This window comes from Rhodococcus sp. NPDC080181, assembly GCF_040702225.1.
Taxonomy (GTDB): Bacteria; Actinomycetota; Actinomycetes; order Mycobacteriales; family Mycobacteriaceae; genus Rhodococcoides; species Rhodococcoides fascians.
In genome coordinates this window covers 47,234-70,607 of the sequence record NZ_JBFBKN010000012.1, presented here as the reverse complement: position 1 = coordinate 70,607, position 23,374 = coordinate 47,234, and the positions used below count along the sequence as shown (strand labels likewise).

The 23,374-nt window shown below is 58.4% G+C and carries 22 protein-coding genes; 9 read left to right on the top strand and 13 right to left on the bottom strand.

The genetic code is table 11. The annotated features are described in order from the left end of the window. Nucleotides 1–38: 38 nt before the first annotated feature. Together AB0O58_RS15465 and AB0O58_RS15460 are read left to right on the top strand one after the other, a co-directional pair. Entirely contained in the window at nt 39–1,088 is a 1,050-nt protein-coding gene (locus tag AB0O58_RS15465) for a transaldolase family protein (protein WP_366238449.1), read from the top strand. 80 nt (nt 1,089–1,168) lie between these two features. Further along, a complete protein-coding gene (locus AB0O58_RS15460; RefSeq protein ID WP_366238448.1) occupies nt 1,169–2,386 on the top strand; it encodes a hypothetical protein in 1,218 nt (405 codons plus the stop codon). A gap of 191 nt (nt 2,387–2,577) precedes the next feature. On the opposite strand, the gene AB0O58_RS15455 is transcribed toward AB0O58_RS15460, so the two are convergent. The 5 genes from AB0O58_RS15455 to AB0O58_RS15435 all read right to left on the bottom strand — a co-directional run bounded on the left by AB0O58_RS15455 (nt 2,578) and on the right by AB0O58_RS15435 (nt 8,098). Continuing rightward, nucleotides 2,578–3,363: an IclR family transcriptional regulator gene (locus AB0O58_RS15455; RefSeq protein WP_366238447.1), complete on the bottom strand. Its 786-nt coding sequence runs from the start codon at nt 3,361–3,363 to the stop codon at nt 2,578–2,580. Nucleotides 3,364–3,494: 131 nt separating this feature from the next. Then, entirely contained in the window at nt 3,495–4,790 is a 1,296-nt protein-coding gene (locus AB0O58_RS15450; RefSeq protein WP_366238446.1) for a cation:proton antiporter, read from the bottom strand. 52 nt (nt 4,791–4,842) lie between these two features. Next, nucleotides 4,843–6,543, bottom strand: coding sequence for a bacterial transcriptional activator domain-containing protein (locus AB0O58_RS15445; protein WP_366238445.1), 1,701 nt, complete (start codon nt 6,541–6,543; stop codon nt 4,843–4,845). A gap of 123 nt (nt 6,544–6,666) precedes the next feature. Then, nucleotides 6,667–7,635, bottom strand: a complete 969-nt coding sequence (locus AB0O58_RS15440; protein ID WP_366238444.1) for a DMT family transporter — start codon at nt 7,633–7,635, stop codon at nt 6,667–6,669. 31 nt (nt 7,636–7,666) lie between these two features. Beyond that, complete coding sequence (locus AB0O58_RS15435) at nt 7,667–8,098, bottom strand: DUF2000 domain-containing protein (protein ID WP_366238443.1); 432 nt, start codon at nt 8,096–8,098, stop codon at nt 7,667–7,669. 52 nt (nt 8,099–8,150) lie between these two features. Between AB0O58_RS15435 and AB0O58_RS15430 the strand changes: the two genes are divergently transcribed. Beyond that, nucleotides 8,151–8,960 (top strand): AraC family transcriptional regulator, encoded by an 810-nt coding sequence (locus tag AB0O58_RS15430; RefSeq protein WP_366238442.1) that lies wholly within the window; start codon nt 8,151–8,153, stop codon nt 8,958–8,960. A gap of 3 nt (nt 8,961–8,963) precedes the next feature. Here AB0O58_RS15430 and AB0O58_RS15425 read toward each other — a convergent pair whose 3' ends face one another. The 5 genes from AB0O58_RS15425 to AB0O58_RS15405 form a co-directional block, all read right to left on the bottom strand. Beyond that, nucleotides 8,964–10,220, bottom strand: coding sequence for an aminotransferase class I/II-fold pyridoxal phosphate-dependent enzyme (locus tag AB0O58_RS15425; protein ID WP_366238441.1), 1,257 nt, complete (start codon nt 10,218–10,220; stop codon nt 8,964–8,966). A 90-nt stretch (nt 10,221–10,310) separates the two neighbouring features. After that, nucleotides 10,311–10,544 carry an acyl carrier protein gene (locus AB0O58_RS15420; protein ID WP_366238440.1) on the bottom strand — a complete coding sequence of 78 codons (234 nt, stop codon included), beginning with the start codon at nt 10,542–10,544 and terminating at the stop codon, nt 10,311–10,313. A gap of 38 nt (nt 10,545–10,582) precedes the next feature. Beyond that, on the bottom strand, nt 10,583–11,518 hold the full coding sequence (locus AB0O58_RS15415) for a chlorinating enzyme (protein ID WP_366238490.1): 936 nt from the start codon (nt 11,516–11,518) through the stop codon (nt 10,583–10,585). A 42-nt stretch (nt 11,519–11,560) separates the two neighbouring features. Continuing rightward, on the bottom strand, nt 11,561–13,147 hold the full coding sequence (locus tag AB0O58_RS15410; RefSeq protein WP_366238439.1) for an amino acid adenylation domain-containing protein: 1,587 nt from the start codon (nt 13,145–13,147) through the stop codon (nt 11,561–11,563). Further along, nucleotides 13,144–14,886: a 2-isopropylmalate synthase gene (locus AB0O58_RS15405; RefSeq protein ID WP_366238438.1), complete on the bottom strand. Its 1,743-nt coding sequence runs from the start codon at nt 14,884–14,886 to the stop codon at nt 13,144–13,146. Before AB0O58_RS15405 ends, AB0O58_RS15410 begins: the two co-directional genes overlap by 4 nt. Nucleotides 14,887–15,058: 172 nt before the next feature. On the opposite strand from AB0O58_RS15405, the gene AB0O58_RS15400 reads away from it, so the two are divergent. Genes AB0O58_RS15400 through AB0O58_RS15380 form a run of 5 tightly spaced genes read left to right on the top strand, consistent with a single transcriptional unit; the run spans nt 15,059 to nt 19,322 of the window. Beyond that, on the top strand, nt 15,059–15,484 hold the full coding sequence (locus AB0O58_RS15400) for a cupin domain-containing protein (protein WP_366238437.1): 426 nt from the start codon (nt 15,059–15,061) through the stop codon (nt 15,482–15,484). Continuing rightward, nucleotides 15,484–16,503 (top strand): 3-isopropylmalate dehydrogenase, encoded by a 1,020-nt coding sequence (locus tag AB0O58_RS15395; RefSeq protein ID WP_366238436.1) that lies wholly within the window; start codon nt 15,484–15,486, stop codon nt 16,501–16,503. Before AB0O58_RS15400 ends, AB0O58_RS15395 begins: the two co-directional genes overlap by 1 nt. A gap of 12 nt (nt 16,504–16,515) precedes the next feature. After that, nucleotides 16,516–17,955: a 3-isopropylmalate dehydratase large subunit gene (gene leuC / locus AB0O58_RS15390; RefSeq protein WP_366238435.1), complete on the top strand. Its 1,440-nt coding sequence runs from the start codon at nt 16,516–16,518 to the stop codon at nt 17,953–17,955. Next, entirely contained in the window at nt 17,952–18,548 is a 597-nt protein-coding gene (leuD, locus tag AB0O58_RS15385; RefSeq protein WP_366238434.1) for a 3-isopropylmalate dehydratase small subunit, read from the top strand. Before leuC ends, leuD begins: the two co-directional genes overlap by 4 nt. Before the next feature lie 3 nt (nt 18,549–18,551). Further along, the gene (locus AB0O58_RS15380) at nt 18,552–19,322 is read left to right on the top strand and encodes an alpha/beta fold hydrolase (protein ID WP_366238433.1); all 771 of its coding nucleotides are present in this window, start codon (nt 18,552–18,554) and stop codon (nt 19,320–19,322) included. Between the two features lie 268 nt (nt 19,323–19,590). Here AB0O58_RS15380 and AB0O58_RS15375 read toward each other — a convergent pair whose 3' ends face one another. From AB0O58_RS15375 to AB0O58_RS15365, 3 genes are all read right to left on the bottom strand, one after another. Continuing rightward, complete coding sequence (locus tag AB0O58_RS15375; RefSeq protein WP_366238432.1) at nt 19,591–20,043, bottom strand: type IV toxin-antitoxin system AbiEi family antitoxin; 453 nt, start codon at nt 20,041–20,043, stop codon at nt 19,591–19,593. 361 nt (nt 20,044–20,404) lie between these two features. Next, on the bottom strand, nt 20,405–20,551 hold the full coding sequence (locus AB0O58_RS15370; protein WP_366238431.1) for a hypothetical protein: 147 nt from the start codon (nt 20,549–20,551) through the stop codon (nt 20,405–20,407). A gap of 16 nt (nt 20,552–20,567) precedes the next feature. Next, nucleotides 20,568–21,868, bottom strand: a protein-coding gene (locus AB0O58_RS15365; protein ID WP_366238430.1) for an IS3 family transposase whose coding sequence is annotated in 2 segments (ribosomal slippage) — nt 20,568–21,595 and nt 21,595–21,868 — 1,302 coding nt in all. Because the reading frame shifts where the segments join, the coding sequence is not laid out codon by codon here. A gap of 432 nt (nt 21,869–22,300) precedes the next feature. Here AB0O58_RS15365 and AB0O58_RS15360 point away from each other — a divergent pair. Next, nucleotides 22,301–22,852, top strand: a complete 552-nt coding sequence (locus AB0O58_RS15360; protein ID WP_366238429.1) for a hypothetical protein — start codon at nt 22,301–22,303, stop codon at nt 22,850–22,852. Nucleotides 22,853–23,374: the final 522 nt, after the last annotated feature.

Sequence of the window (23,374 nt, the reverse complement as noted above, 5' to 3'; positions counted from 1 at the left end):
CCATGCCACCATCCTAAAAGAGAGGCTGATCGACAGAGATGTCAATAAATGCTTTCTTTACAAACGAGATGCACCTTTGGTTGGACGCACATCCCTGTGACACCCACAGATTGATAACTGCAGACGGTCCGAAAACGGGGTTTCCCATAGTCGGCGTTACAACGAACCCGAGTATTGTGGCCGACTTCGTGCAGCGGGCGCCCCAATTTTGGAACCGGTCCACGACGGAGGAGCGGATGATGGAGGTGATCCGTGCGGGAGCAACTACTTTACTTTCCCTGCATTCCCAGTCCCGTCGTGAGAGTGGATGGATATCGGCGCAAATATCTCCTGAAATCATGGGTGATGCCGGTTCGATAGTCGAACAAGGAATACTGTATTCGTCGATTGCTCCGAACGTAATGGTTAAAGTGCCCTGCCATCAGGAAGGAATCGAGGCCGTCGAAGAACTTGTCTCTCGTGGAATTTCGGTCAACGGGACCATGACCTTCTACGCTTCGCAGGTCAAAGCGTTCGCAACAGCAGTGTCGCACGGCAGGCGACGTCTTAGGCCAGGAAGTTTGGAGCCAAAATCGGTCGTAACACACATGATAGGTCGAGTGGGCGATGGGATCCACCCCTCAATTCTCGCTAATATAGACACCGTGCAATTGCGGCAGTTCGAATGTGCCATAGGCCGCCATGAGCAGGAAATATTGGCGACGGTGGATCCTGAGACGACGTTGCTTCTATCATCTGTACGAATGGATCAGGGACATGGAATTCCCATTCATATCGAGGCTTTTAAATCCACAAAGGTTATTTTCACTTTGAAGCCCGATCACATCCATCAGATTGGGGCGATGAAATCCAACTTCGTCGAGGGCGACATACTTGAGGGTATAAACTCGATTCGTGCGGACTTGAGTCTGTCGCACGAAGCATTTCCGGATATACCGGCTGAAATACTTCAAATGCATCTCGACGAAGACGCGCTTCCGATTAAGCATTTCTCCTCGACTCCGCAATTTGCTCAAGTTCGGTCTGAAATAGCGTTAAATTCATCTATTCACCGTCGCTGGAACAGCGTTCGTCAGGCTGCGCCATGATTAGTACGTTTAAATACTGATCTTGCAACCAAATCGATCTATTTCATGATATTTTATCCTCGTCTGGAAGGTGAGTAGCAATGACTGAGACCCAACGTACCGAGTCGGACTTCAGAACCGGAGCCGAATTCGGCCGTGGTCGGCTATCGGGGACCGTGATGATAATTGGGTTCGGAGATTTGGCCCAAAAGCTTACAATGCTTCTTTTGCAGCAAGGTTATGTGAAGCGAATTGTTGCAGTGGGTCGGGACGAGGAGTCTCTGATCAGAGACGTCAACTTGTGTCGTTACACGGCGGCTAATGCAAGATCTGCCACGGAAATTGTGGCTTATGCGTGCGACGCCACGGACACCGAACGTCTCTCCGACTGCATTGTGACGACAAACCCCGACATAATTGTCAACTGCACCACGGTTCAGAGCTGGCGACGCTTGACCGAGCTCCCTCAAGGTGTCTTCGACTCTCTCGACGAGGCGCAATTTGGGCCGTGGCTGCCGATGCATCTCGCACCTGCTCTGGCGGTGTACGACGCATACCTCGCAAGTGGATCTCAGGCCGTACTGGTAAATTGCGGGTTCCCAGACGCAGTCAATCCGATACTTGCTGCCGTACATGGATCTTGCCGCGCGCTAGGAGCTGGCAATGCCAGCAACTTGATCCCCGCACTCCGATTCGCATGTGCGAGACTCTGGGAGATTGACCCTCGGCAGGTTGAAATTCTACTAGCAGCTCAGCACTACGTCAGTCACCGCGTCCCGCGATATGGTGATAGTGGCGGCGCTCCAATGTTGTTGGGTGCATTCGTGGGCTGCTGTGAATATCGCTCGGTCGAAGGAGATGATCTCTTAACGGTGTTGAACGACGTCGCAACGACCGGGCGCCGCCGTGGCGGAATCAACGGACAATTTTTGACCGCGAGCTCAGTTTTGTCGGTCGTAGCGGCTAGCTTCAGTGATTCTTCGCGGATAGTGCACTCGCCCGGAGTAGGAGGTCTTCCAGGTGGCTATCCGATCGAAATGGACAAAAAGGGATGGAGAATGCGAGTGCATCCCGGTCATATTGTCCAAGAGCTCGTGGATGTCAACCGCCGTGGGCAAGAGTTCGATGGAATCGTCGACATCGATTCATCGACGGGTATTGCAACTCTAGCGGCGGCGAATCTTGAGCGGGTGCGCCATCACATGGACTATCCGTGGGGCGATATCTCACCTTCACGGGCATGGCAAATCTCAAAATCCCTTCGCGGTAGCTTCGTTGATTTGCTAAAGACGAGCAATAAGACGGTGTCCGATCACTAGAAACGAATGACCAGGAGGTCTATTTGGAATCAGTAATGTCTGCGGGGTCCACGGGATCGAGATGCAACGGCAGTAGCGCTTGAGTTGTTGCGTAACAGTTCGGAGCGGTCATTGTCGTGGTCTGGAATTCTGTGGACGATGGTAGATTGTGCTGGTCGATTTGAGGTTCGTATCGGCTAGTGGGGCCGGAGTCAGGGCGTGCCATCTGGATAGCGTCCGCCAAGGCTCCGAATAATTCTGTCTGCTCGGGAAACCAACAGCTCCCCCCACTCCTCGCATCGTTCCTGGGGCATGCGATAGGCAGGCCCACTGATAGTGAGCACGCCGATGACGTCAGCCGCAGAATCGAAGATTGGTGCAGACAGGGCGGATACGTCTGACGAGCACCCGCCAACAGTTGTTGCGTACCCACCAGCCCGTATCTTGGACGTGGTCCTGCATTCGGCTTCTGAGGTAGTATTCAGTTCACCCGTCACCATCTGCATCTGGCCGCCCAGAACTTTAGATGCCGAATGAGGTGCGTAGGCCAGAAAGACCCTGCCTGCGAGGCAGTTATCCAGTGGGATCACCTTGCCTACGTGCATTTCATGGCGCAACGAATGTCTTGTTTCGGCAACGGCGACAGCAACGCAGAAGCTCTGCTCGGTTCGGAAATAAGATACTGTCTCTCCGGTTAAATCTCTAATTTCTTCAAGGATCGATTTTGCAGTCGTAAGAAAATCCAGATCTCTTGTAGCTGCTGCTGCCCAAACCCTCATTTTGGCCCCAACGAGAACCTGGTCGCCACTCTTGTCGAGGAAACCCTGGGACACCATGTTGCTTACCAGGCGCTGAACCGTGGACCGTGGCATTCCGGTTGCTCGTTGTATTTCACTGAGGGTTAACGCTCGACGCTGCAATGTGAATGTTTCTAGGATCTCGGAGATTTTTCCCAGCACAAGGAGTGGGGACGCCGCCATATTTGAGTCAGTGGACATTCTTCCGCCCGGAACCGGTGTGATGCAAGATTCTTATCTCCTGGGTGCATGGTGACATTTCGTTGACGTAAATCTAAATCACCTCTTGCCATTTCTTGTTCGACAGCGCGGCTGCTGTTTGGTGGGCGTGTTTACGCGTAGTAGAATTCAGACTTTCGTTTGCTCTCGTCCTCAGTCAGGGAAACTCGGCGCATCGAAAAGCGCAGTAATGGCGGTGCCATCAAGGACGTTACGATCGCGACCAACACGATGATTGTGAACATCTCCGAAGAGATGACACCCAGTCGCAGGCCTGTCATCGCTATAACAATTTCTACGACTCCGCGTGCGTTGAGGGCCGATCCGACAGCTACAGCCTCCCATCGTCCGAGTCGGCTCAACCTGGATCCGATGTAGGCACCAACGAATTTGCCGATGATCGCAACCAAAAGCACAGTGGCTGCGGCCAAAGCTACCGACGGCTCCAATAGTTCTGTCAGGTCCATACGAAGACCGGCGGTTGCAAAGAAGACGGGTGCCAGGACTCCAGTCATGACAGTTCTCAAGGGCACCATCACCGCAGCCCTGGGTGGAAGGTATCGGCGGATCAGGATCCCGCAAAGGAATGCGCCAAGCAGAGCCTCGAGACCGACGGCGTGTGTGCCTGCTGCCGACAGCAGCACGAGGACTACCGTAACCGCCGAGGCGTGAGCCGGATCGGCTTTACTGGTCACCCAACCCATCAACCGTTTGATGAGAGGACGCGCGATCAGCAAGGCAAACAGCAGCGTGCCCAGCAGAGCTGCGAGCACGCTGATGACAGTTCCCGTAGTGAGTCCACCGATGGCGAGTGCGGCGACCACCGAAAGCAGAAACCACGCGACCGTGTCGTCCACTATTGCCGCGCCCAGTGTCAACTGAGCGACATTGCGGTGCATAAGGCCCATGTCAGTCAGCGTCTTTGCAATCACCGGGATCGCGCTCACACACAGGGCGACGCCGACGAACAGGACGAACGAGGAATCGTTGGACTCGTTGCCGCGCAGGGATTGTGGGAGGACGAAACCTACCGCCACGCCGGCGGCAAGCGGGACCACGAGTCCGAACACGCTGATCGTGAGAGTCTTTCCTGAGTTGCGGCGTGCGGCCGCCATGTCGAGATCGGTTCCGGCGAAAGCGACCAGCAAGAGGACGCCTAGCTGCCCGACGGCGTCCAGTAGATGAAACTGTTCTGCTTGCGACGGGAAGACAGCGGACGCGAAACCTGGCCATGCATTCTGCAGAACTGAGGGTCCGAGGATGATCCCCGCTCCGATCTCCCCCACAAGCGACGGGAGCCCGACATGCCGTGCGAGTCGGCCAAGACCTACTGCGACGGCGAGGAGCAGACCGACTTGAAAGAGAAAGAGGAAAAGGACATGCCCCGACAGAAAGGGAACTGGCTGCATCTCGGCATCCTATGGTTGATCCAGTGAACGGACGGAACAGAGATCTGTTGTGTCAGATGGCGGTTGGCAGATTTGGGCAGCCTGAGGAATGTGAATCATTCGGTTCGTCTGTGTCCCGGAGGAAGCGGCGCACGAGCGCATGAAGTCGGTAGCGGCCCGGATCTCCGTGTTCCAACAGGTTTGCATCGACGAGGTCTTCGAGCAACCGCTCACGACGCGCACCAAACGACGCACTAGCAGTGGTAGCCGCGAGGTCACTCTCACGAGCGACGGAGTGGAGCATCTCCAAGTGCTCTCGATCCTGGCGCATAACGGACACCGTTAGCGCCGCGGCCAGCGACTTCCGCTCGGGCCCGATATGAAGTAGACGAGACGGATCCTGATTTACGTGATCCGCAAAGGCGCGGATCGTCCATGCAGGTCTATGTCTGACTCGTGCGGCGGCGGCGCAGATCACCATCGGGATCCCGCCGCAGAGTTCTACGATGCTCTGCGTGGCGGGCAGATCGGACTCGGGCCGTCCGTCACCGACGATCACAGCGAACAGTTGCGCACCGGCTTCGACGTCCAGCGGTTCGAGAGTCATGGCCCGCACAAGGTCCAGGCCAGTCAGTCGTGTGCGACTGGTGACGATTGCTATCGATGAACTCTTGTTTGCCACAAGGGCATTGACCTGCACTTCGTCTACGACGTCATCGAGAACAAATACGACCGCCCGTTCCGTCTGCAGCTGGAACCACAGTTCGCGGCGCACGTCGAACGACGCGTGGAGTTCGACACCTGTGACACCGGACTGCGCCAGCAGGGCAGTCAGCGCCTCACTCGTTGTCATCGGAGCGGTTGTTGGAGAGTGGGAGCGTATGTCGACCATGCAGAAACCGTCTGCGTACTTGGTCGCGAGACGCCGCGCCAGATTGGCGGCAAACACGGATTTACCAACGCATGCCATACCGTCCACGGCGTAAATGTGTGCATCACCAGCACGATCCGTGCACTGTTTCTCTGCAGTATCGAGCTGTGAGTCTCGTCCAACAATCGGTCCGTTTTGCCGTTGAACGACTTCGGTTCTCAGTCTCGGGACCGAAGTCCGGACGACGGGTTCGTATACGCCGGACGTGATCTGTTCCATTGCTCGCCGTAGGGCGGCACCGGGCGCAACACCGAGCTCGGACGACATGGCACTTTCAGTTGCTCTGTACAAGCTCAGTGCGCGCTCGCGCGACCCGCACGCAGCGAATGCTTGCATCGCAAGTGTGACTAGATTCTCTCGGTACGGATTAGAGGTAAGTGCTTCGCACACCACGGTCATCTGACCGAGATTGATTGTACCGAAGTCGATTTCAAGTTGAAGCCAACGCTCAGTGACCTCCAGTCGACGATCATCGAGCAGACGGGTACGTGCCTCGATTGCGGTGTTCCCTGCACCCTCGACCGCGGTTCCCTGCCACATGTCGATCGCTTGACGGTAGTGATCGATGGCACTCTGGCAGTTCGATTCTTCTTCGGTCCGCGCAGTGTCGGCCAGTGTGCAGAATCGATCGATGTCGAGCGAGCACTGCGACAATCGGAGGCGGTACCCATGAAACGCCGTCTCTACGGCTGCAGCGACACTCGGGTGAATGCCCCGCATCTCCGAGACTGTGTTACGCACTTGTTTTGCGGCAGTAGTAGGAGGGTCGGACTCTTCCCACAAAGCGTCGATCAGTTTGCTCAACGGTACGACCTCGCCGTGGGCGAGAGCCAGTAATGCCATGACCGTCCTCTGCCTCCTTCCCTTCAGCGGCAGATCTATACCGTTGCAGCCGATCTCGAGTGGGCCCAATAAACGCACGTTCAAAAGCGACAAGATTCCCCCACCGATTCAATTCATTACGTTTCAGTTGTCTACCGGGTTCGCCGAACGCTTGTCGCCACCGGTCGAGCGGAGGCGGCCGTCTGTGACGGCCAAGAGTGCTCCGCCAATGGTGATCACCGATGCAAGCACTTGAACTCCGGTGAACGATTCCCCTAAAAATGCAGTTGCGCATACAGTTCCGAACACTGGAACCGCAAACATCATGATGGTCGCAGTGGTTGGCGCGACGTGACGCAGCCCCCGGTAGTACAGGAGGTAGGCGAGCGCCGTCGGCCCGATCGCAAGATAGGCGACATTCAGCCAGGACGTCGTCGAGACCGCCGCCCAGTCCACGTTCGGGATTGCGGGCGCTGCGACGGCTGCTAGCGCGAGAGCGCCGACCGCCGTGCCTACTGTCGTTGCCTGCAGTGGGTCAGCTCCTTTGAGGACGCTTTTGGAGGTGATGGTGTATGCCGCCCAGCACACTGCGCCTGCAACGAAGATGGCATCGCCCGCGAGTCGTGTGCTGTTGAGTCCACCTTCTGCCCCGCCGACGCTGATGAAGAACAGAGCCGCTCCGAGTACTGCGACCACGAGGCCGGCGACTCTCGTTCTCGACGCTCGTTCGCGTCTCGTGACCACCATGAAAGCGATGGTGATGACTGGGCTCATGACTGGCACGATGACCGCGCCGTCGAGCGACGGAGCCAATGAGAGGCCCCAGAAGAAGAAGACGTTGTAGGCGAACACACCGAGCAATCCGACCGCGCCGGCACGGATCGCTGTTCCGCGATCGAGAGTGAATCGACCTCGCGCGACGAGTAGCACTGCTACGACGAGTACCAGCGCACCACCACCGAAGCGTAGTACGGCTGCCACCTGGTGAGGGATCTCACCGACCACCTGCTTCGAGCTAGCGAATGCGCTACCAAAAAATGCCATGGTGATGAGCAGATTCAAGTACGCGAGTTGCGCGGTTCGGTCCGCAGCTGGACGGGTTTCGGTAGTCACGATGGTCCTCAGTTCTGTGGAGTCGGCGTGGTCAGGGATGCATACGGGTGCCCTTGAGAATCTTGTCCACCGCGTTCTTTTTGGAGTGAACAGCCAGTCCGACCAGGTCCAGTTCGTCACGGGCGACGGCGCGCACCGCTGCACGATTGTCATCGTCGTTGTTCGTATGAAATAGATCGGCGGTGAACACAGAGATCGCTAGCCCGCGACCAACAGCTCGTGTGTGAGCAGCTGTTAGATCTTCTTTCGAGCCCGAAAAAACAAGTACGGGCTGGCGGAACATAGCTAGATACTGAGTGTCGTCGGCGTCGGAGTACGGCTGTCCGATGAGGTCAGGATTTGCGGCGGCGATTCCACTGACGAGAAAGGCGGACACGTTCAGTCGTTGCCAGCTTTCCAAGTCGTCTCTCAAGAGAACTGCGATCTTGGTGTCGAACCTGACTGGTGCACTTTCTGGATCCATGATCCAAGTCTGTCCGGCAGGAAACCGCTGAGTCTTGTACATTCTTGACGTAGTGGACAAACCCGAGATCACAGCATGGAACCCTGGTGTCCCCGGGGTGGTCGAGGTGTTCCATGCCCGCTTCGTCGAGCACAGATACCCCCTGCACACTCACGATTCGTGGACCTTGCTGATCGTGGACTCTGGTGCGATCAGCTACGACATGGCTGGGCACGAGCACGGTTCGGTGCAGTCCACGGTGACCTTGCTTCCGCCGCATGTTCCGCACGACGGCAGGACGGTCACCGACACAGGCTTCCGTAAGCGTGTCATCTACTTGGCTCCGGAGGTACTGACCAATATCGGCTCAGCGGTGGACACCCCGAGCATCCGCGACGATGCCCTCCGTGATCGTGTGGATTTACTCCACCGATCACTGAGTTGTCCGCTCAAGCGTTTCGAGGCGCAGAGCAGGTTGGCGTTTGTCGTAGAACGGCTACAAGGTCACCTGCGGCACGAGAGCGGTCCCCCCGTCTTTCGTGCTGACGGTTCGCTCGCTCGTCGGCTTCGAGATCTGATCGACTCGCGAATAGAGTCCGGAGTCACACTTGAGGAAGCCAGCAACATACTGCATGTGTCACCGACTCACTTGGTTCGCGCGTTCACCCACGAGTTCGGCATCGCACCGCACCGATATCTGATCGGTAGAAGGATCGATGCCGCCCGGCGAATGCTCCTGGCCGGCGTTCCGGCATCGCAGGTCGCCACGGTAGCGGGTTTTCATGATCAGGCTCACCTGCATCGGCACTTCAAGCGAATGGTCGGAACAACTCCGGCTCGATTCGCGCGGGACGCCGTTTTGCTCTCCACACCCGTGGAGTAGCTTCTACTCGCTGCCAGCGTCGGTTGTCCGGTCCCTTATGGTTCGCAACGCCACAACCATCAGACCGATGCCCCGGGCAATGGTGTCCACGTCCCGGCTCAGGCTGATACGCACACACTGATGTGCATGGTCGTTGGCTACGTCACCGGAGTCGCCCAAGACGAAAAAATTGTTCCCGGGAACAACACAGACCTTGTACGTTTTGAGCAGCTGGTAGAACTCTCCGACCTGGAACCACGGTTCGCGAATCCACAGCCAGCAGAACATTCCTCCCTCGCTGACGTGCAGCCGCCAATCGAACTCGTCATCAAACGCATCGTGCAGCAAGGCTTCGGCGTCTCGTCGTTTCTGCTCGTAGTGGGGTGTAATTCGGTCCCGTACTACGTCGTCGACGCTGCCGTCGCGTAGGGCCCTGGCGGTAGCGGCCTGAAACAGCTGCGGCCCATGCAACACAGTGTTCGATACAAACGCGCACAGCGGTTCTATGAGGGACGACGGCCCGATTGCGAACCCCAATCGTTCTCCAGGTATCCCGAATTTCGAGAAGGTGAAGAAGTGCACGACGTTCGGGTGCCATCGCGGCAAGGCACGCGACCCGGCCACTTTTGGGAAGGGTTCCCCATAGGCATGATCAACCAGCAGCGGCACCTTCTTCGTCTCTGCGATACGCAACAGCTCGTCGAACTCGGTAGCAGTCAAGCTGTCACCAGTGGGATTACGCGGATCGGACAGCAATAACGCGCCAACATCCGTGCGGGCATTCACCGCATCTGTATCGAGTGCATACCGAAACATGTTGTTGGACAACAGGCATACTTCCGAAGCAACGCCGACTACTCCGTTGACGTCCAACTCGAGTCCCTGATAGCCGGTGTAGTCGGGCAGGCATGGCAACACCAGCACCTTGTGGCCGTCCGGGCCCGGCCCGGTGAAGACCGTGGTCGCCGCGAAAAGGAGCATCTGACTACCGGGTCCGACCACTATGTTGCTTCGATCCAACGACCATCCGAATCGGGAGGAGAAGTACTCGATAATTGCGTCGAGCAGCACACTGGAACCTCTTGAGGGGCCGTACGCGGTGCTGGAACTATCGAGATCGAGTTCGACTGCCGTTCGAGCGAATCCTGTCACCGCGCTCAGTACTTCGGGAATCCGCGCAGGGCTGCCTGCGCCGAGATCGACCCACTCGTCGCGATCGTCGCCGGCCGTTGCCAGAGCGATGTCTTGTAGAATTTCCCGAATTCCGGACAGCTGCGACATCTTCTCGCCGCGATCGGACAGACGCATCAGTGGACCTGGGCGGATGCGTCTGCAGGCCCGTTTGCCGACCTCCGGTGCGGAGCCCTCACGCTATACAACCGATCGCTGAGTATCGAGGTAGGCAGCGATCTGGCCTACCGTGGGTCGACGAAACAGATCGTCCATTGCCACTTCGATTCCGAAACTGTCCGCGAACTCGTTCTGAATCTCCGCCATGATCAATGAGTGACCTCCGAGTGTGAAGAAGTCGTCGTCGTCTCCGATGGCGGACTGATCGAGCTTGAGGTTTCGCGACCAGATGTCGCGAACGTCGTCGATGGTCATGTTTGACGGGAACCTTTCGGTAAGTGTTCGGGGGTAGATCAGGAGAATTCGAAGCGCTCGCCATGATTGTTCGTGGAGCGGATTCGGTTGTGCTCGAAGCGGTTCTCTCCAGCGACCAGGACACTGCCGTAGTTCTGAAGATCGAACGTTGCGCCGTGGGCAGTGAAAGCGCTCTGATTGGGGTACACACGCACGTGAGTCGGCACGTAGCGGCCCGCGATCGCAAACCGGGTTTCACGTTCGGTAGTGTTGGGTAGCGAACCGTGGACACACGAAGCCGTGAAGATCACGGCCTCACCGGGCTGCATCGGCATCTCGACAACGTCCTCGGGGTCTGGCTCCCAGTTCGCGTCGATCTTGAAGTCCGCGAAGTCATAGCCAAAGAAACCGGTGTCAGCGCGCGCTACGTCGTAGTCGTCTGTGCGACCCGCAGTGGTTGGCTTGTGTTCGTCAAAGATCCTGTCACGGTGTGACCCCCGTACGAAGCGCATGCAAGCCGTTTCGGACGTGGCCGGCGTGAAAGTGGTCCACACAGTGATGTCGATGAATGCATTCCAGTCGGACTGCGTCGGCTCGAGCTGAGCTTTGCCGTTCGCGTAGCTGTAGTCGCGGACCTGATGCCATTCAGTGGCCTTTGCGCCAGGGAATTTGGGGAACCATTCGGTTCGCCATGACAGGACGTCCGGCCCGAGGATCGCAGTCAAGTACTTGAGGATCGTGGGATGGGCGACGTGTCGAGTGAGTTCAGGGATGTCGAAGTGGCGATCGTAGTTCACGCTGTTCTGGTAGAGCGCCTTCGATCCGTCGAAGTTCCGAATGCGGATCTCACGAATCAGTTCTGCAGCCTCGTCGGGTTCGTACAGCTTGATCGGTCCGAGGAAGCCGTCTCTCGTGAACTGCTCGATCTCGCTCCTGATGTCCTCCGGAACGACGGCATTGGGAGCGATGTGCGAAGTCGGGGTGGTTGCTGACATTTCGGTCACGGATTCTCCTGGTGGTGATGGTAGTAACGGTGGTCAGAGCCGCACAGAGGCGGCGTCGACGAGAGCTTTGCGATCGACCTTGTTGTTGGGAGTCATTGGGAATTCAGAGGTTTCGATGAATTTTGCGGGAATCATGGCTTTGGGAATCGATGAATGGAGATCTTCGCGCAGGCGCCGAGGGTCGAAGTCTGAGTCTGAGTCGGCAGAGATCACGAAAGCAACCAAGTCCAACTCGCCGGCATCGTTGGCCACTGCCACGACCGCGGCGTCACGCACTGCCGAGCTTCGACGCAATGCGTAGTCGACATCACCCAGATCAATCCTGTTCCCACGAATCTTGACTTGCGAATCCATCCGGCCGACGACCACCAGCTCGTCATCGGCGGTGATGAACCCGCGGTCGCCAGTGCGATAGATCGGCAGAGCCGCGCCCTCGCGATCAACGACAGTGAAGCGCGCTGACGACGTTTCAGAGGCTCCGAGATAGCCTGCTCCGACGCCGGCTCCCGAGATGCACACCTCACCGGTCTCGCCACGCTCAACGTCGCGGAGGTCGTCGTCGAGAATGTGAATTGCAGTGTTATACACCGGCGTTCCGACAGGAACATGGCCGTCGGCGTATCGGTCATAGTCAGCCAGGACATGCGATGTAGCAACGTCAGTACATTCGGATACTCCATACTGGTGCAACAAAGTGCACTGGTGCCCGCGGCCCTTCGCCCAACTCTCGACACGGGCGATCGTCAGTGCTTCACCGCCGATGAAGACGTAGCGCAGTGACCTGAGCCCATCCTCCTCCCTCGTACTGTCCCTGTCGATCAACAGATACAGCGTGCTCGGTGGGCAGTGCAGAGTCCGCACCTGTGAGGTGCTGATGATGCGGTAGGCCATCGCGGCATCGAAGCTGCGGCTCGGGAGGAGGTCAAGGCGTGCTCCGCAAAAGAGCGGAGTGAGCAGGCTTCGTTGAGTGATATCGAAGCCGAACGAGCTGACGACCAAGTTGTGTGCCGTGTCGTCGAGTCCGTACTCAAGGACAAGCCACGTGAGCAGATTGTGCCAACCGCGGTGGCGAACTGACACTGCCTTGGGCGTTCCAGTCGAACCAGAGGTGAAGACAACATAGCAAAGGTCTTCCGGGCTCAATGTCACGTGCGGCCGGTCGCTGGTGTGGGCTTCGATGTCATTCGACGAGCCGTCGAGAGACATCACCAGAGTGTCGCGGTCCCGTGGTGTCATCTCTTCGGTGTCTGCAGTGCAGCACACCAACGACAGCCCGGGCAGCTGTTCCACCATCCGACGCAATCGATCTTGCGGATAGCTGGTATCCAAAGGAACGTACGCCGCACCGGCCTTGAGCACCCCTAGCAAGGCCACAACCAGTGCGGGGGTCCTGTCCATGCAGATTCCTACCACGTCTCCGCGACCTATTCCGCGCCCGAGAAGTAGGTGGGCGAGTCTGTTCGCTTGGTCATCGAGTTGCCGATAGGTCAGGCTGCGCTCCCCCGCTGTTACGGCCGTTCGATTCGGGAATCGTGCGGCATGCCGCTCGAACTCGTGGTGAACAAAAGGCTCGGTAGCTCTTGTGATAGTCAAGCCTTGCAGCGCCGTCGAGGTGGTCATGAGCTAAGTTCCGCCCTGTTGAGAGCGACGACGAGTGCCTTGAGGGTTGCGTTCTCGGCGACGTCGTCGATGCCAACTCCCATTGTTTGGAGCCCGTTCACCGTCAAGCGGGCGTATGCAATATTCCGACCTTCATCGGACGAGTCGACTACGAGCTCGTCGATTTCGGCGGCATAACCTTGATCGCGTAATCCCTCTTCGAAGGCGGCTTCGACGGTGTCTGACTCGCCGGTGACTACAACTTCTGCGCCATCGCCGCCAGCCAAATGCACCGTAATCGCGACGAGACCTCCGGTCCGAGAACGGTCTACCAAGGCCTCTTTGAAAAGGAATGGAACCTGCTTGTCGACATACTCTTCCCGAAAAAGTGCCCAGAGCTCTGATACCTCGAGCTCGGCCCCGCTGGTGTCCACCACCGCTTGGACGACTGTTGCAACCTCGCGCCGCATCGATTTCGGTAGTCGCAGTCCGTGCTGGTGCTCCAGAACGTGCGCGATCCCGCCTTTCCCGGACTGGCTGTTGACCCGAACTATTGATTCGTAGGTACGGCCCACGTCCATCGGATCAATAGGTAGGTAAGGCACGTCCCACGGCACGGAATCCCTGGACATACCTGTCCGGTCCGCCAGGGATGTCACCGCGGTCATCCCTTTCGATATTGCGTCTTGATGAGTTCCAGAGAACGCCGTGTAGACGAGGTCGCCGACGTATGGATGCCGCGGGTGTACTTCCATCTGATTACAGGACTCCACCGTCCTGCGCACAGAGTCGATATCGGTGAAATCCAACTGAGGATCGATGCCCTGACTGAACATGTTCAGTGCTAGCGTCACCAGGCACACATTGCCCGTGCGCTCGCCGTTACCGAAGAGAGTGCCTTCAACTCGATCCGCACCGCTCATCATGGCCAGTTCAGCAGAGGCGACCGCTGTGCCGCGGTCGTTGTGAGGGTGAACGGACAGGATGATCGAATCCCGGCGATCGAGATTTCGATTCATGAAGTCGATCTGATTGGCAAAGACGTTCGGTGTATCTGTCTCGACGGTGGTCGGCAAGTTCAGAACCAAGGGTCGGTCTACCGAGGCGTCGCAAATCGAGGCGACGCGGTCAGATATTTCCAATGCGAAGTCCGGCTCCGTCACATTGAACGTCTCGGGCGAATATTCGAATCGAAAATTCGTCGACGTGATCGCGTTCGCTCGGCGCATCATGTGGGTTGCCGAAGTGTCGACCATCTCTCGCACCTGGGCTGTAGTCATCCCGAATACGGCTTCGCGCCACAGACAAGCAGTGGCGTTGCAAAGATGCACCATCGCTTTCGATGCGCCGGCTAGGGCCTCGAACGTTCGATCGATAAGTTCCGTTTTCGCGGGGGTGAATACACCAATCGTGACATCATCAGGAATGAGGTCGTTCTCGATCAGATGTCGAACAAAATCGAAATCTGCCCGACTGGCCGACGGATACCCAACCTCGATGTCTTTGAATCCGATGCGAACCAGGAGGTCGAACATAGCCTGCTTGCGTCGACGATCCATCGGGTTCGGGAGCGACTGATTTCCGTCTCTGAGGTCGACTGAACTCCAGAGAGGTGCCCGCAGAACCTCAGGCACCGGCCACATATCCGAAACCCGCTGTGCATGAGTATTTTTCCCGTATCGACCGAAAGGCATCGGAGACGATGCCTGTGCGTTCCAATGCGGCACCGAATCCATTGCCGGTGACATGACCAAGCTCACTCGTCCTCCGTACTTTCAGCATCGGGAAAGCTCTTGACCGCGGCCACGTTGCCGCACAGTGTCCCGCCCACGTCACGGCGTCGAGTGGCAGTTGTGCAGGAAGATAAAAGGATCGAAAAAGGATGCACCGTGCCGGGTTTCGGCCTTTCGCGATCCATGCAATGGTTTTCCCATGCTTGATGTCGCAATCGATCTGGAGAGTGTTCTCGCAGGAATCGATGACCTCTGGAACCCTCGAATCGTCGCCAAAGTCAATGATCACGAGGCGCGAGTAGCGAAATTTCACGGTGAATACATCTGGCATTCACATGCTGATACGGATGAATTGTTTCTTGTCCTCGATGGCCGTCTGAAAATCGAGCTTCTTTCTGAGGACGGGGTGCAAAGCGCCGTCGAGTTGCCGCGTGGCTCCCTGTTCGTGGTTCGTCGCGGACGCCGCCACAAACCAGTCAGTGAAGGGGGTGCCTCGGTGCTGATGCTCGAGTATGGCGGAACGATCACCATCGGCGACGAGGAGGACGTTCCCAGTCACATTCCGTCGACGTCTGGAGTGCCGTTGGCATCTCCGGACTCATCTGCACAGGCACAGGAGGGGTAATGAAGCTCGCGGTGATACCCGGCGACGGGATTGGTCCAGAGGTCACGGCCGAGGCCCTGAAGGTTCTCGACGTGGTCCAACCGGACGTCGATTGCACCATGTACGACTTGGGCGCGACGCGGTACCTTGCCAGTGGGGAATTGCTGCCTCGCACCGTCCTCGAGGAGCTTCGCCTGCACGATGCGATTCTCCTCGGGGCGATAGGTCACCCCGACGTTGCTCCTGGCATTCTGGAGCGCGGCCTGTTGCTTGAACTGCGTTTTGCTCTTGACCACCACGTCAACCTTCGGCCGGCCACAACGGAACCCGACCTAGTTGGCCCTCTGGCAGGCAATCCCCCGATGGACCTTCTGGTGATCCGAGAGGGAACCGAAGGACCTTACACAGGCACCGGCGGGGCCATTCGAGTAGGGACGCCTCACGAGATAGCCATCGAGACGAGCACGAATACTGCGTACGGTATCGAACGCGTCGTCCGCTTTGCCTTCCGAGCAGCCCTCGACCGACGACAACATCTGACTCTCGTGCACAAGACAAACGTCTTGACCTTCGCAGGATCGCTTTGGCAACGGGTCGTCGATCAGGTCGGACTCGATTTTCCCACCGTTACCGTGAGATACCAGCATGTGGATGCGACGACGGTGCACCTGGTGAACAATCCCGGAGCATTCGATGTCATCGTCACGGACAATTTGTTCGGGGACATCATCACGGACCTCGTCGCGGCGATCAGCGGCGGAATCGGACTCGCCGCGAGCGGGAACATCGACAGTTCCGGTACCAACCCTTCGATGTTCGAGCCCGTGCACGGCAGCGCACCCGACATCGCGGGACAGTTCGTGGCGGACCCCGTAGCAGCGGTGAAATCGATCGCACTGATGCTCGGGCACCTCGGTCACCGTGAGTCTGCCGTAAAGGTGGAGAACGCTGTTCGAGGTGAACTTCGCGGTCGAACTCCCGGTTTGCGTCCCGGAACCCGCGATGTAGGCGACCGCCTCGCATCTGCCGCTGGACGATAAAGGAGATCTCAAGTGACACCACCCCGCACGCTCGCCGAAAAGATCTGGGATGCTCACGTTGTCGTTCCCGGCAGCGCCGACGATCGAGCCGAGCCAGATCTGCTCTACATCGATCTACACCTGCTGCACGAGGTGACCAGTCCCCAAGCCTTTGACGGTCTGAGGCTTGCCAAGCGATCGGTGCGACGGCCCGATCTGACGATCGCTACCGAGGATCACAACGTGCCGACCACTGACCTCGACCGTCCTATCGTCGATGTGGTGTCGCGTACTCAGGTGGAGACTCTCCGGAAGAACTGTGCTGAGTACGGGATTCTTCTCCATTCGATGGGTGACCCTGACCAGGGCATCGTGCACGTAATCGGTCCACAACTCGGCTTGACTCAGCCCGGCATGACAATCGTCTGTGGAGATAGCCACACGTCGACCCACGGGGCCTTTGGCGCACTCGCCTTCGGGATCGGAACCAGTGAGGTCGAGCATGTCTTGGCTACTCAGACTTTGCCACTGCGGCCGTTCCGGACCATGTCTGTCACCATCGACGGTGCACTTCCTGCAGACGTCAGCAGCAAGGACCTCATCCTGTCGATCATCGCCACGATCGGCACCGGTGGAGCACAGGGGCACGTTATCGAGTACCGAGGCGCAGCGGTTCGAGCGATGTCGATGGAATCACGAATGACCATGTGCAACATGTCGATCGAGGCGGGTGCCCGCGCTGGGCTAGTCGCACCGGACGACGTTACCTTCGATTACCTTCGTGCGCGTCGTTACGCACCGAGCGCGGGCGACTGGGACCAGGCAGTTGCGAACTGGCGAGCGTTGACGACCGACGAGGGAAGTCGATTCGATCGCGAGATCAGAATCGATGCCAGCACACTGACCCCCTTCGTCACGTGGGGAACAACGCCCGCCCAAGGTCTTCCGCTCGGTGAGGCAATCCCCGACCCTGCACACTGCCTTGACGACAACGACCGTGGGGCGATGACACGAGCGCTGGAGTACATGGGCCTGCAGCCTGGTACTCCCTTACGCGAGGTGCCCGTCGACACCGTATTCATCGGTTCGTGCACCAACGGACGCATCGAAGACCTGCGTGTCGTCGCGGAGATCCTGAACGAACGCCAAGTTGCCGACGGTTTGCGCGTACTCATTGTTCCAGGGTCCCACCAGGTACGTGAGCAGGCCGAAGCTGAAGGATTGGGCGAGATCTTCACTGCGGCGGGGGCGGAGTGGCGTCAGCCCGGGTGCTCGATGTGTCTGGCGATGAACCCTGATCGACTCAAGCCAGGCGAGCGCTCGGCCTCGACCTCAAACCGCAACTTCGAGGGGCGACAAGGCAAACACGGCCGCACGCACTTGGTTTCGCCCGCGGTAGCGGCCGCCACCGCAATTCGTGGAACCTTGTCGGCACCACGGGACCTACTCCCAACAGACGGGACATCGCTGTGAAGCAGTTCATCACCCACTCTGGAATCGGCGTGCCGCTGCTTCGGTCGGACGTCGATACCGACCAGATCATTCCTGCCGAATATCTCAAGCGCATCACGCGCTCTGGGTTCGAAGACGGTTTGTTCGCCTCGTGGCGACATGATGCCGACTTCATACTCAACAGGCATCCCTACGATGGCGGGAGCATCTTGGTTGCCGGCCCTGACTTCGGTACAGGATCTTCACGCGAACACGCCGTGTGGGCACTGCAGGACTTCGGCTTTCGCGTCGTCATCTCGTCGAGGTTCGGCGACATCTTTCGCGGCAACGCGGGCAATGCCGGCTTGCTAGCCGCGCAACTCGCGACCGAAGACGTCGAGATGCTCTGGAAGTCATTGGAGGTGGATCCGACTGTCCCCGTCGCAGTAGATCTGCGTGACCGGACGATCAGACACCTCGATTTCGTGGCCCAGTTTCTCATCGACGATTACACCCGATGGCGGTTCATGGAGGGCCTCGACCACGTCGGCGTGAGTCTGCGGCACACAGATGCTGTTGCAGCGTACGAAGAACGGCGCCCGTCGTTTTTGCCCACCTTGACGACGGAAGGTTGACCGGTGGCTCCTGGACTTCACGGCTCGACTTCGACCACCTCGCGGTGGTTCAGACGCCAGGTGGCCAGACCGGTCGAGGTCACTCAGCGGATCGTCTGCTTTCCTCATGCTGGGGGAACCGCACATGCTTATTCGTCCTGGACGGACAAGTTCCCGTCATCAGTCGAAGTAGTAGCGGTTCAGTACCCTGGGCGCCAAGACAGACTAAGTGAGCCCTGCATAGAGGACATGGGCGATTTGGTCGCAGCGATAGTTGCCGAGATGCCAGCGCTCGCCGAACTCCCGCTCACACTTTTCGGTCACAGCATGGGCTCGGCGGTTGCGTACGAAGTGGCGCAGGCATTGGAGTCTTTAGACACATACCTGGTCGAGGCCGTCTTCGTTTCCGGGCGCCCCGCTCCTAGCGCCCTGCTGAGCGAAACTAAACATCTGCTGCCTGACGCAGAGCTGGTCGAGGCGATGCGGACTCTGAGCGATGTCGACGATGCTGTATACGATCTGCCGAAACTCTGGCCGTTGATATTGCCGCCGCTACGGTCGGACCTACGTCTGTTGGATGGTCATCGTCCCGCCGAACTGTCCCCACTCAATGCCCCGATCGTGGCCATGGGCGGCAAGGCCGACGTCACTTGTTCAATCGACGAACTCGATTCGTGGAGCCGCGCCACTCGACATCCATTAGTTGTGCATGGATTCGAGGGCGGGCACCACTATCCACGACTAAGTGAAGACGAGCTCATCGCTACCATCACGAAGTCGATGACAATCGTTTAGCAACAATGGCTGTCGGGCCCGACTCTTCGGAAGTAGCCACTTTTCACGAATTCGGCATACTTGCTCGGGTCAAACACCACCCTGCGAGGGTGCCAGTGGCGTGGACTCGCAGTATCCTTTGCGATTAGGGAGCGTTGGGTGCCGACCACCATGAGGTTGGAATTATCGCGCAGATGGGTTCGAGCCAACGCTGTCCTGCCGATGAACACAATCCGATCCGCGAAGCGCGCACTTAATTGCGCGGCCACCTAGGCCAACTCGTCTGCATTCACCGCTGCTCCCCCAACCGATCGCGCAACCGCACCAACGTCGTTCGCATCGTCAGAGCTCCTGCGATCTCGGCCACCACATTCGGGTCACACCGTCGATACAACTGCTCCACCGCCGTCCACACAACGCCCTCGGCATCACCGAGACCCGGACGCTTCACCAAATCCAACACCGTCTGCTCAGCAGTAGACACCAACACCGCACCCAAATCGGTATCGATCCGCCCCGCATCCAGACGAGCCGTGTCACTCACCACGACCCTAACCACCGCCAGACGATCCGCCAACCGAATCGGGTCATGTCGCGTCGGCACAGCTACCACCGCAGTCGCCAACGCCCGCGGAATGGCACCGTGCAAGCGGGCCGCGCTGACACCCATCACGACGGCGTCATCGGGACCGTAAGCCGAGACAGCGATACGGGCCACCGCTGCCTCCAACCCGGCATCCACTCGGTCCCGACCTGACTGTCGGGCACCGCCTTGTAGAAGCCTGTCGCCACCCGGTGCAATAGACCCAAGTCCGTCAGCCTCGCAAGCTCGGCTCGCACCATCCGCATCGGAAGCCGCGCGAACTCGGGAGGTAACCCAGTCTGACGACTGTCGACCAAATGCGTTCGAGCCACGGCTGTCCCACCGATGAACACAATCCGATCCGCGAACTGCGCACTCAGGTTGCCACGTAGGTGCGCTGTAGAACCAAGTTGGACGGCCAAGCCGGATGCAGACTCGCCGACCTGGAGGTAATTCTCAGATTCTTGCCACATTGCACCGGCACGCGCGTACACGACGACCGCGGTGACAAGACTGTTTGTCATGCGTCGCGAGCACGGATCAGTCCTTCTTCGTTGCGGCGCGTGCCCATTGCACCGCTGACGGCGAGGGCCGCTCCCCTGGATGGAAGGGTATTGAACTGCTTCGAGCACTCCATCCACCGCACGAATTCCCGCTCGACCACCACCGCGCAACTCCTTGAATCACCCTAGGTTTTGTGCCGCCTCCAGTTGGGGCTGATCCTCGGTGGTGAGGTCAGCGTAGTGGAGTGTTTCGTATTCGATCGGGGGCATGTGGCCGATGCTGGAATGAAGGCGCTTGACGTTGTACCACTCGACCCAACCGGCGGTCGCGTACTCGACGTCTGTGATCGTCTTGTACGGCCCCGAGTGGAAGATCGTCGTTCGGATGCACTCGGTCTTGTACAACCCGTTCGCCGACTCGACGAGGGCGTTGTCGTAGGCGTCCCCGACCGATCCGATGGACGCGGCGATGTTCTCGAGCGCCAACTTCTCGGTCAGCTTCACGGACGTGTACTGGCTACCCGCGTCCGAATGATGTATCAGCTCAGCTGCTTTCACCGGGTGACCTTCGCGGCGGCGCTGCCACAGCGCCATGCGGAGTGGAATCGTCACCAGGTCCACGGTCTTCGACATCGAGGCGTGCCAGGCGACGATCCGCCGGGAGAACACGTCGATGATGAACACCACGTACACCCACCCGGCCCATGTTCGGCAATATGTGAAGTCGGTGACCCATACCCGATTCGGTTCCTCGGCCCGGAACTGTCGGTTCAGCAGGTCACCTGCTCGCACGCCGTCCGCCGATCGGATCGTGGTTCTGATTCCCTTCGCTCGGCGAATACCGTTGTGGCAGAGCGCTTTCATTGCACGGTCCACCGCACCGTAGGACACCCCGGGCAGTACGGTCCGGTCCAGATGTGCGCGCACCTTCACCCTGCCGTACAACCCTTCCGGTGTCATCTTCCGCCGGCCGTGGGCGTCGGTGGTCCACACGAGATCCCTGACCGCGTCGATGACGTGAGCGTCGGAGACGGAGCGTGCGGCCGGCTTGCGTGAACGCCATGCTCGGTAGGTCCGTGCGGCGATCTTGCAGCCCTGATCGCTCAGGACACGGCAGATCGACTCGACCGCAGAACCGTTGGCGCGCAACGAATCTATGAAAGCGATGATCATCGGTTGCGGGGGTCGAGTTCCCCCGCGAAGAAAGTTGTCGCCGCTTTGAGGATGGCGACGTCTTCGCGCAGCTGCTTGTTCTCGGCCTTGAGCTTTTTGATCTCCGCCGATTCTTTCGAGGTAGTGCCGGCGCGGGCGCCTTGGTCGACCTGGGCTTGCACGGCCCAACGCCGCACCGTCTCCTGACCGACACCGACTTGCTTGGCGATCGCCTCCGCCGCGGCGGTCAGCGAGGCGTATTCCGCTGCGTGTGCGTCCAGCAACCGCAGGGCCCTCGAGCGGACCTCCGGATCGATTTTCTTGGGCATGTGCTCATCCTTCCTGACTCAGAAGGAAGCGGCATCAAACCTGGGGTGATTCACCTTGCTAGGAGCACACTCGCCGCGACCAACGACGTTCTCGGAACTTACATCAGCAGATCAACCAGTGGCAGGAACATTCTGCAACTTTCTTGTGACCAAATTTGCACAGTACGGATCATGCCCAGACATCGTCATTCCGTCGAATTATTACTGTTCAATAGTTTGGCGAACTAGCCACTGCGGCTCACTTTGCACAGTTAACGGCCGTCCGACCGGCTACGAAAAGGCGAAACCCGTTGGCACCAAGCAGTGACGCTGCTTGGTGAGCAAATCAATCGAGTCACACCACCCATAAAATTAGCGCGTAACATTTGTCCATCGGTACTGTTAGCAACGAGGCAAGTCTGGGCTTGGGGAACAAAACAGGAGTGAGGGGCGATGGAGTCTGTGTGGCCCGCCATTATCGCGGCGACGGCCGCGATAGCAGCATCAGTTGTAACGCAGTTTTTCATAGCCTCGCGTGAAAAGTCGAAATGGCTAAGCGAAGAGAAATTGAGGTGGGACACCACCCGGCATGGTGCGTATGCGGCTTTCGCTGCGGCGATCAAACATGAACTTCGGCTACACGTGATGTTCGCGGAACATCGCTGGCCGGGTACTTGGATACACCACGCCACCCTCGACTACGCCACCGAGGCTCAGACGCTCACCAGTGCCGAGAGTGCAAGGGCCAATGCGTTTGAAGCCGTAATTCTGCTTGCTAATCCCGAGACTGTCTCCGCCGCACGTCGATGGCAGTCGACAGTGTGGTCGCTGAGGCAAGCGCACGGTGTCGAATTCGAGGGAGCTGGTCAGGAGTTCATGGAGTTGATGGCTTTGACCTCGCCAGCTCGTGAGGAGTTCTACCGATTGGCGCGAGCTGATCTCGGACTAGAGGGTGAGCTTGAACGGGTCGAGCCGACGCCTTACGGAGGCCTACTCCGCTCTTGAGTGAAATCTGAGGCGAGCGTGCAGCAAACCAGGTCTTCAATCAAGTCTCGATGTAGACCTTGGTGAATCCTCCTGTGCAGAGATTTCAAGGAGTCTGGCCCGGACGCCACATTTCCGCGACGCATAAGAAACGAAGTCGCCCTAGCTAAGTAACAAGGCTTTCCTGAGAGCGAATAGCGTGTTAGCCAGTAGACCAACCGCTCTGCCTCCCGCAGGTGAGACCAACACCGCCATCAGAATCCTGACGGCGGCTGCGCTAGCGGGTACCGTCGGCGAGGTGCTGAGCAATCGACCAGTCTTGATGTGCAGAGTGACCCGAAGACCTCTGCATATTGAGGTTCTGCTGCAGCGCGCTTCGTGCGAAATCGTCATGAACTGCCAATTCCGGTTTGGGCTGCTGTCGGCTTCCATGCGCTCATCAACTCGTTGGCGTTCTCCGTTTGAAGACGTCCGCCGTGAGCACCGCGACCGCTGAGCTAACGGGTGACAACTGCCGCGCAGAACGATGAAGCCGCCGCCGCC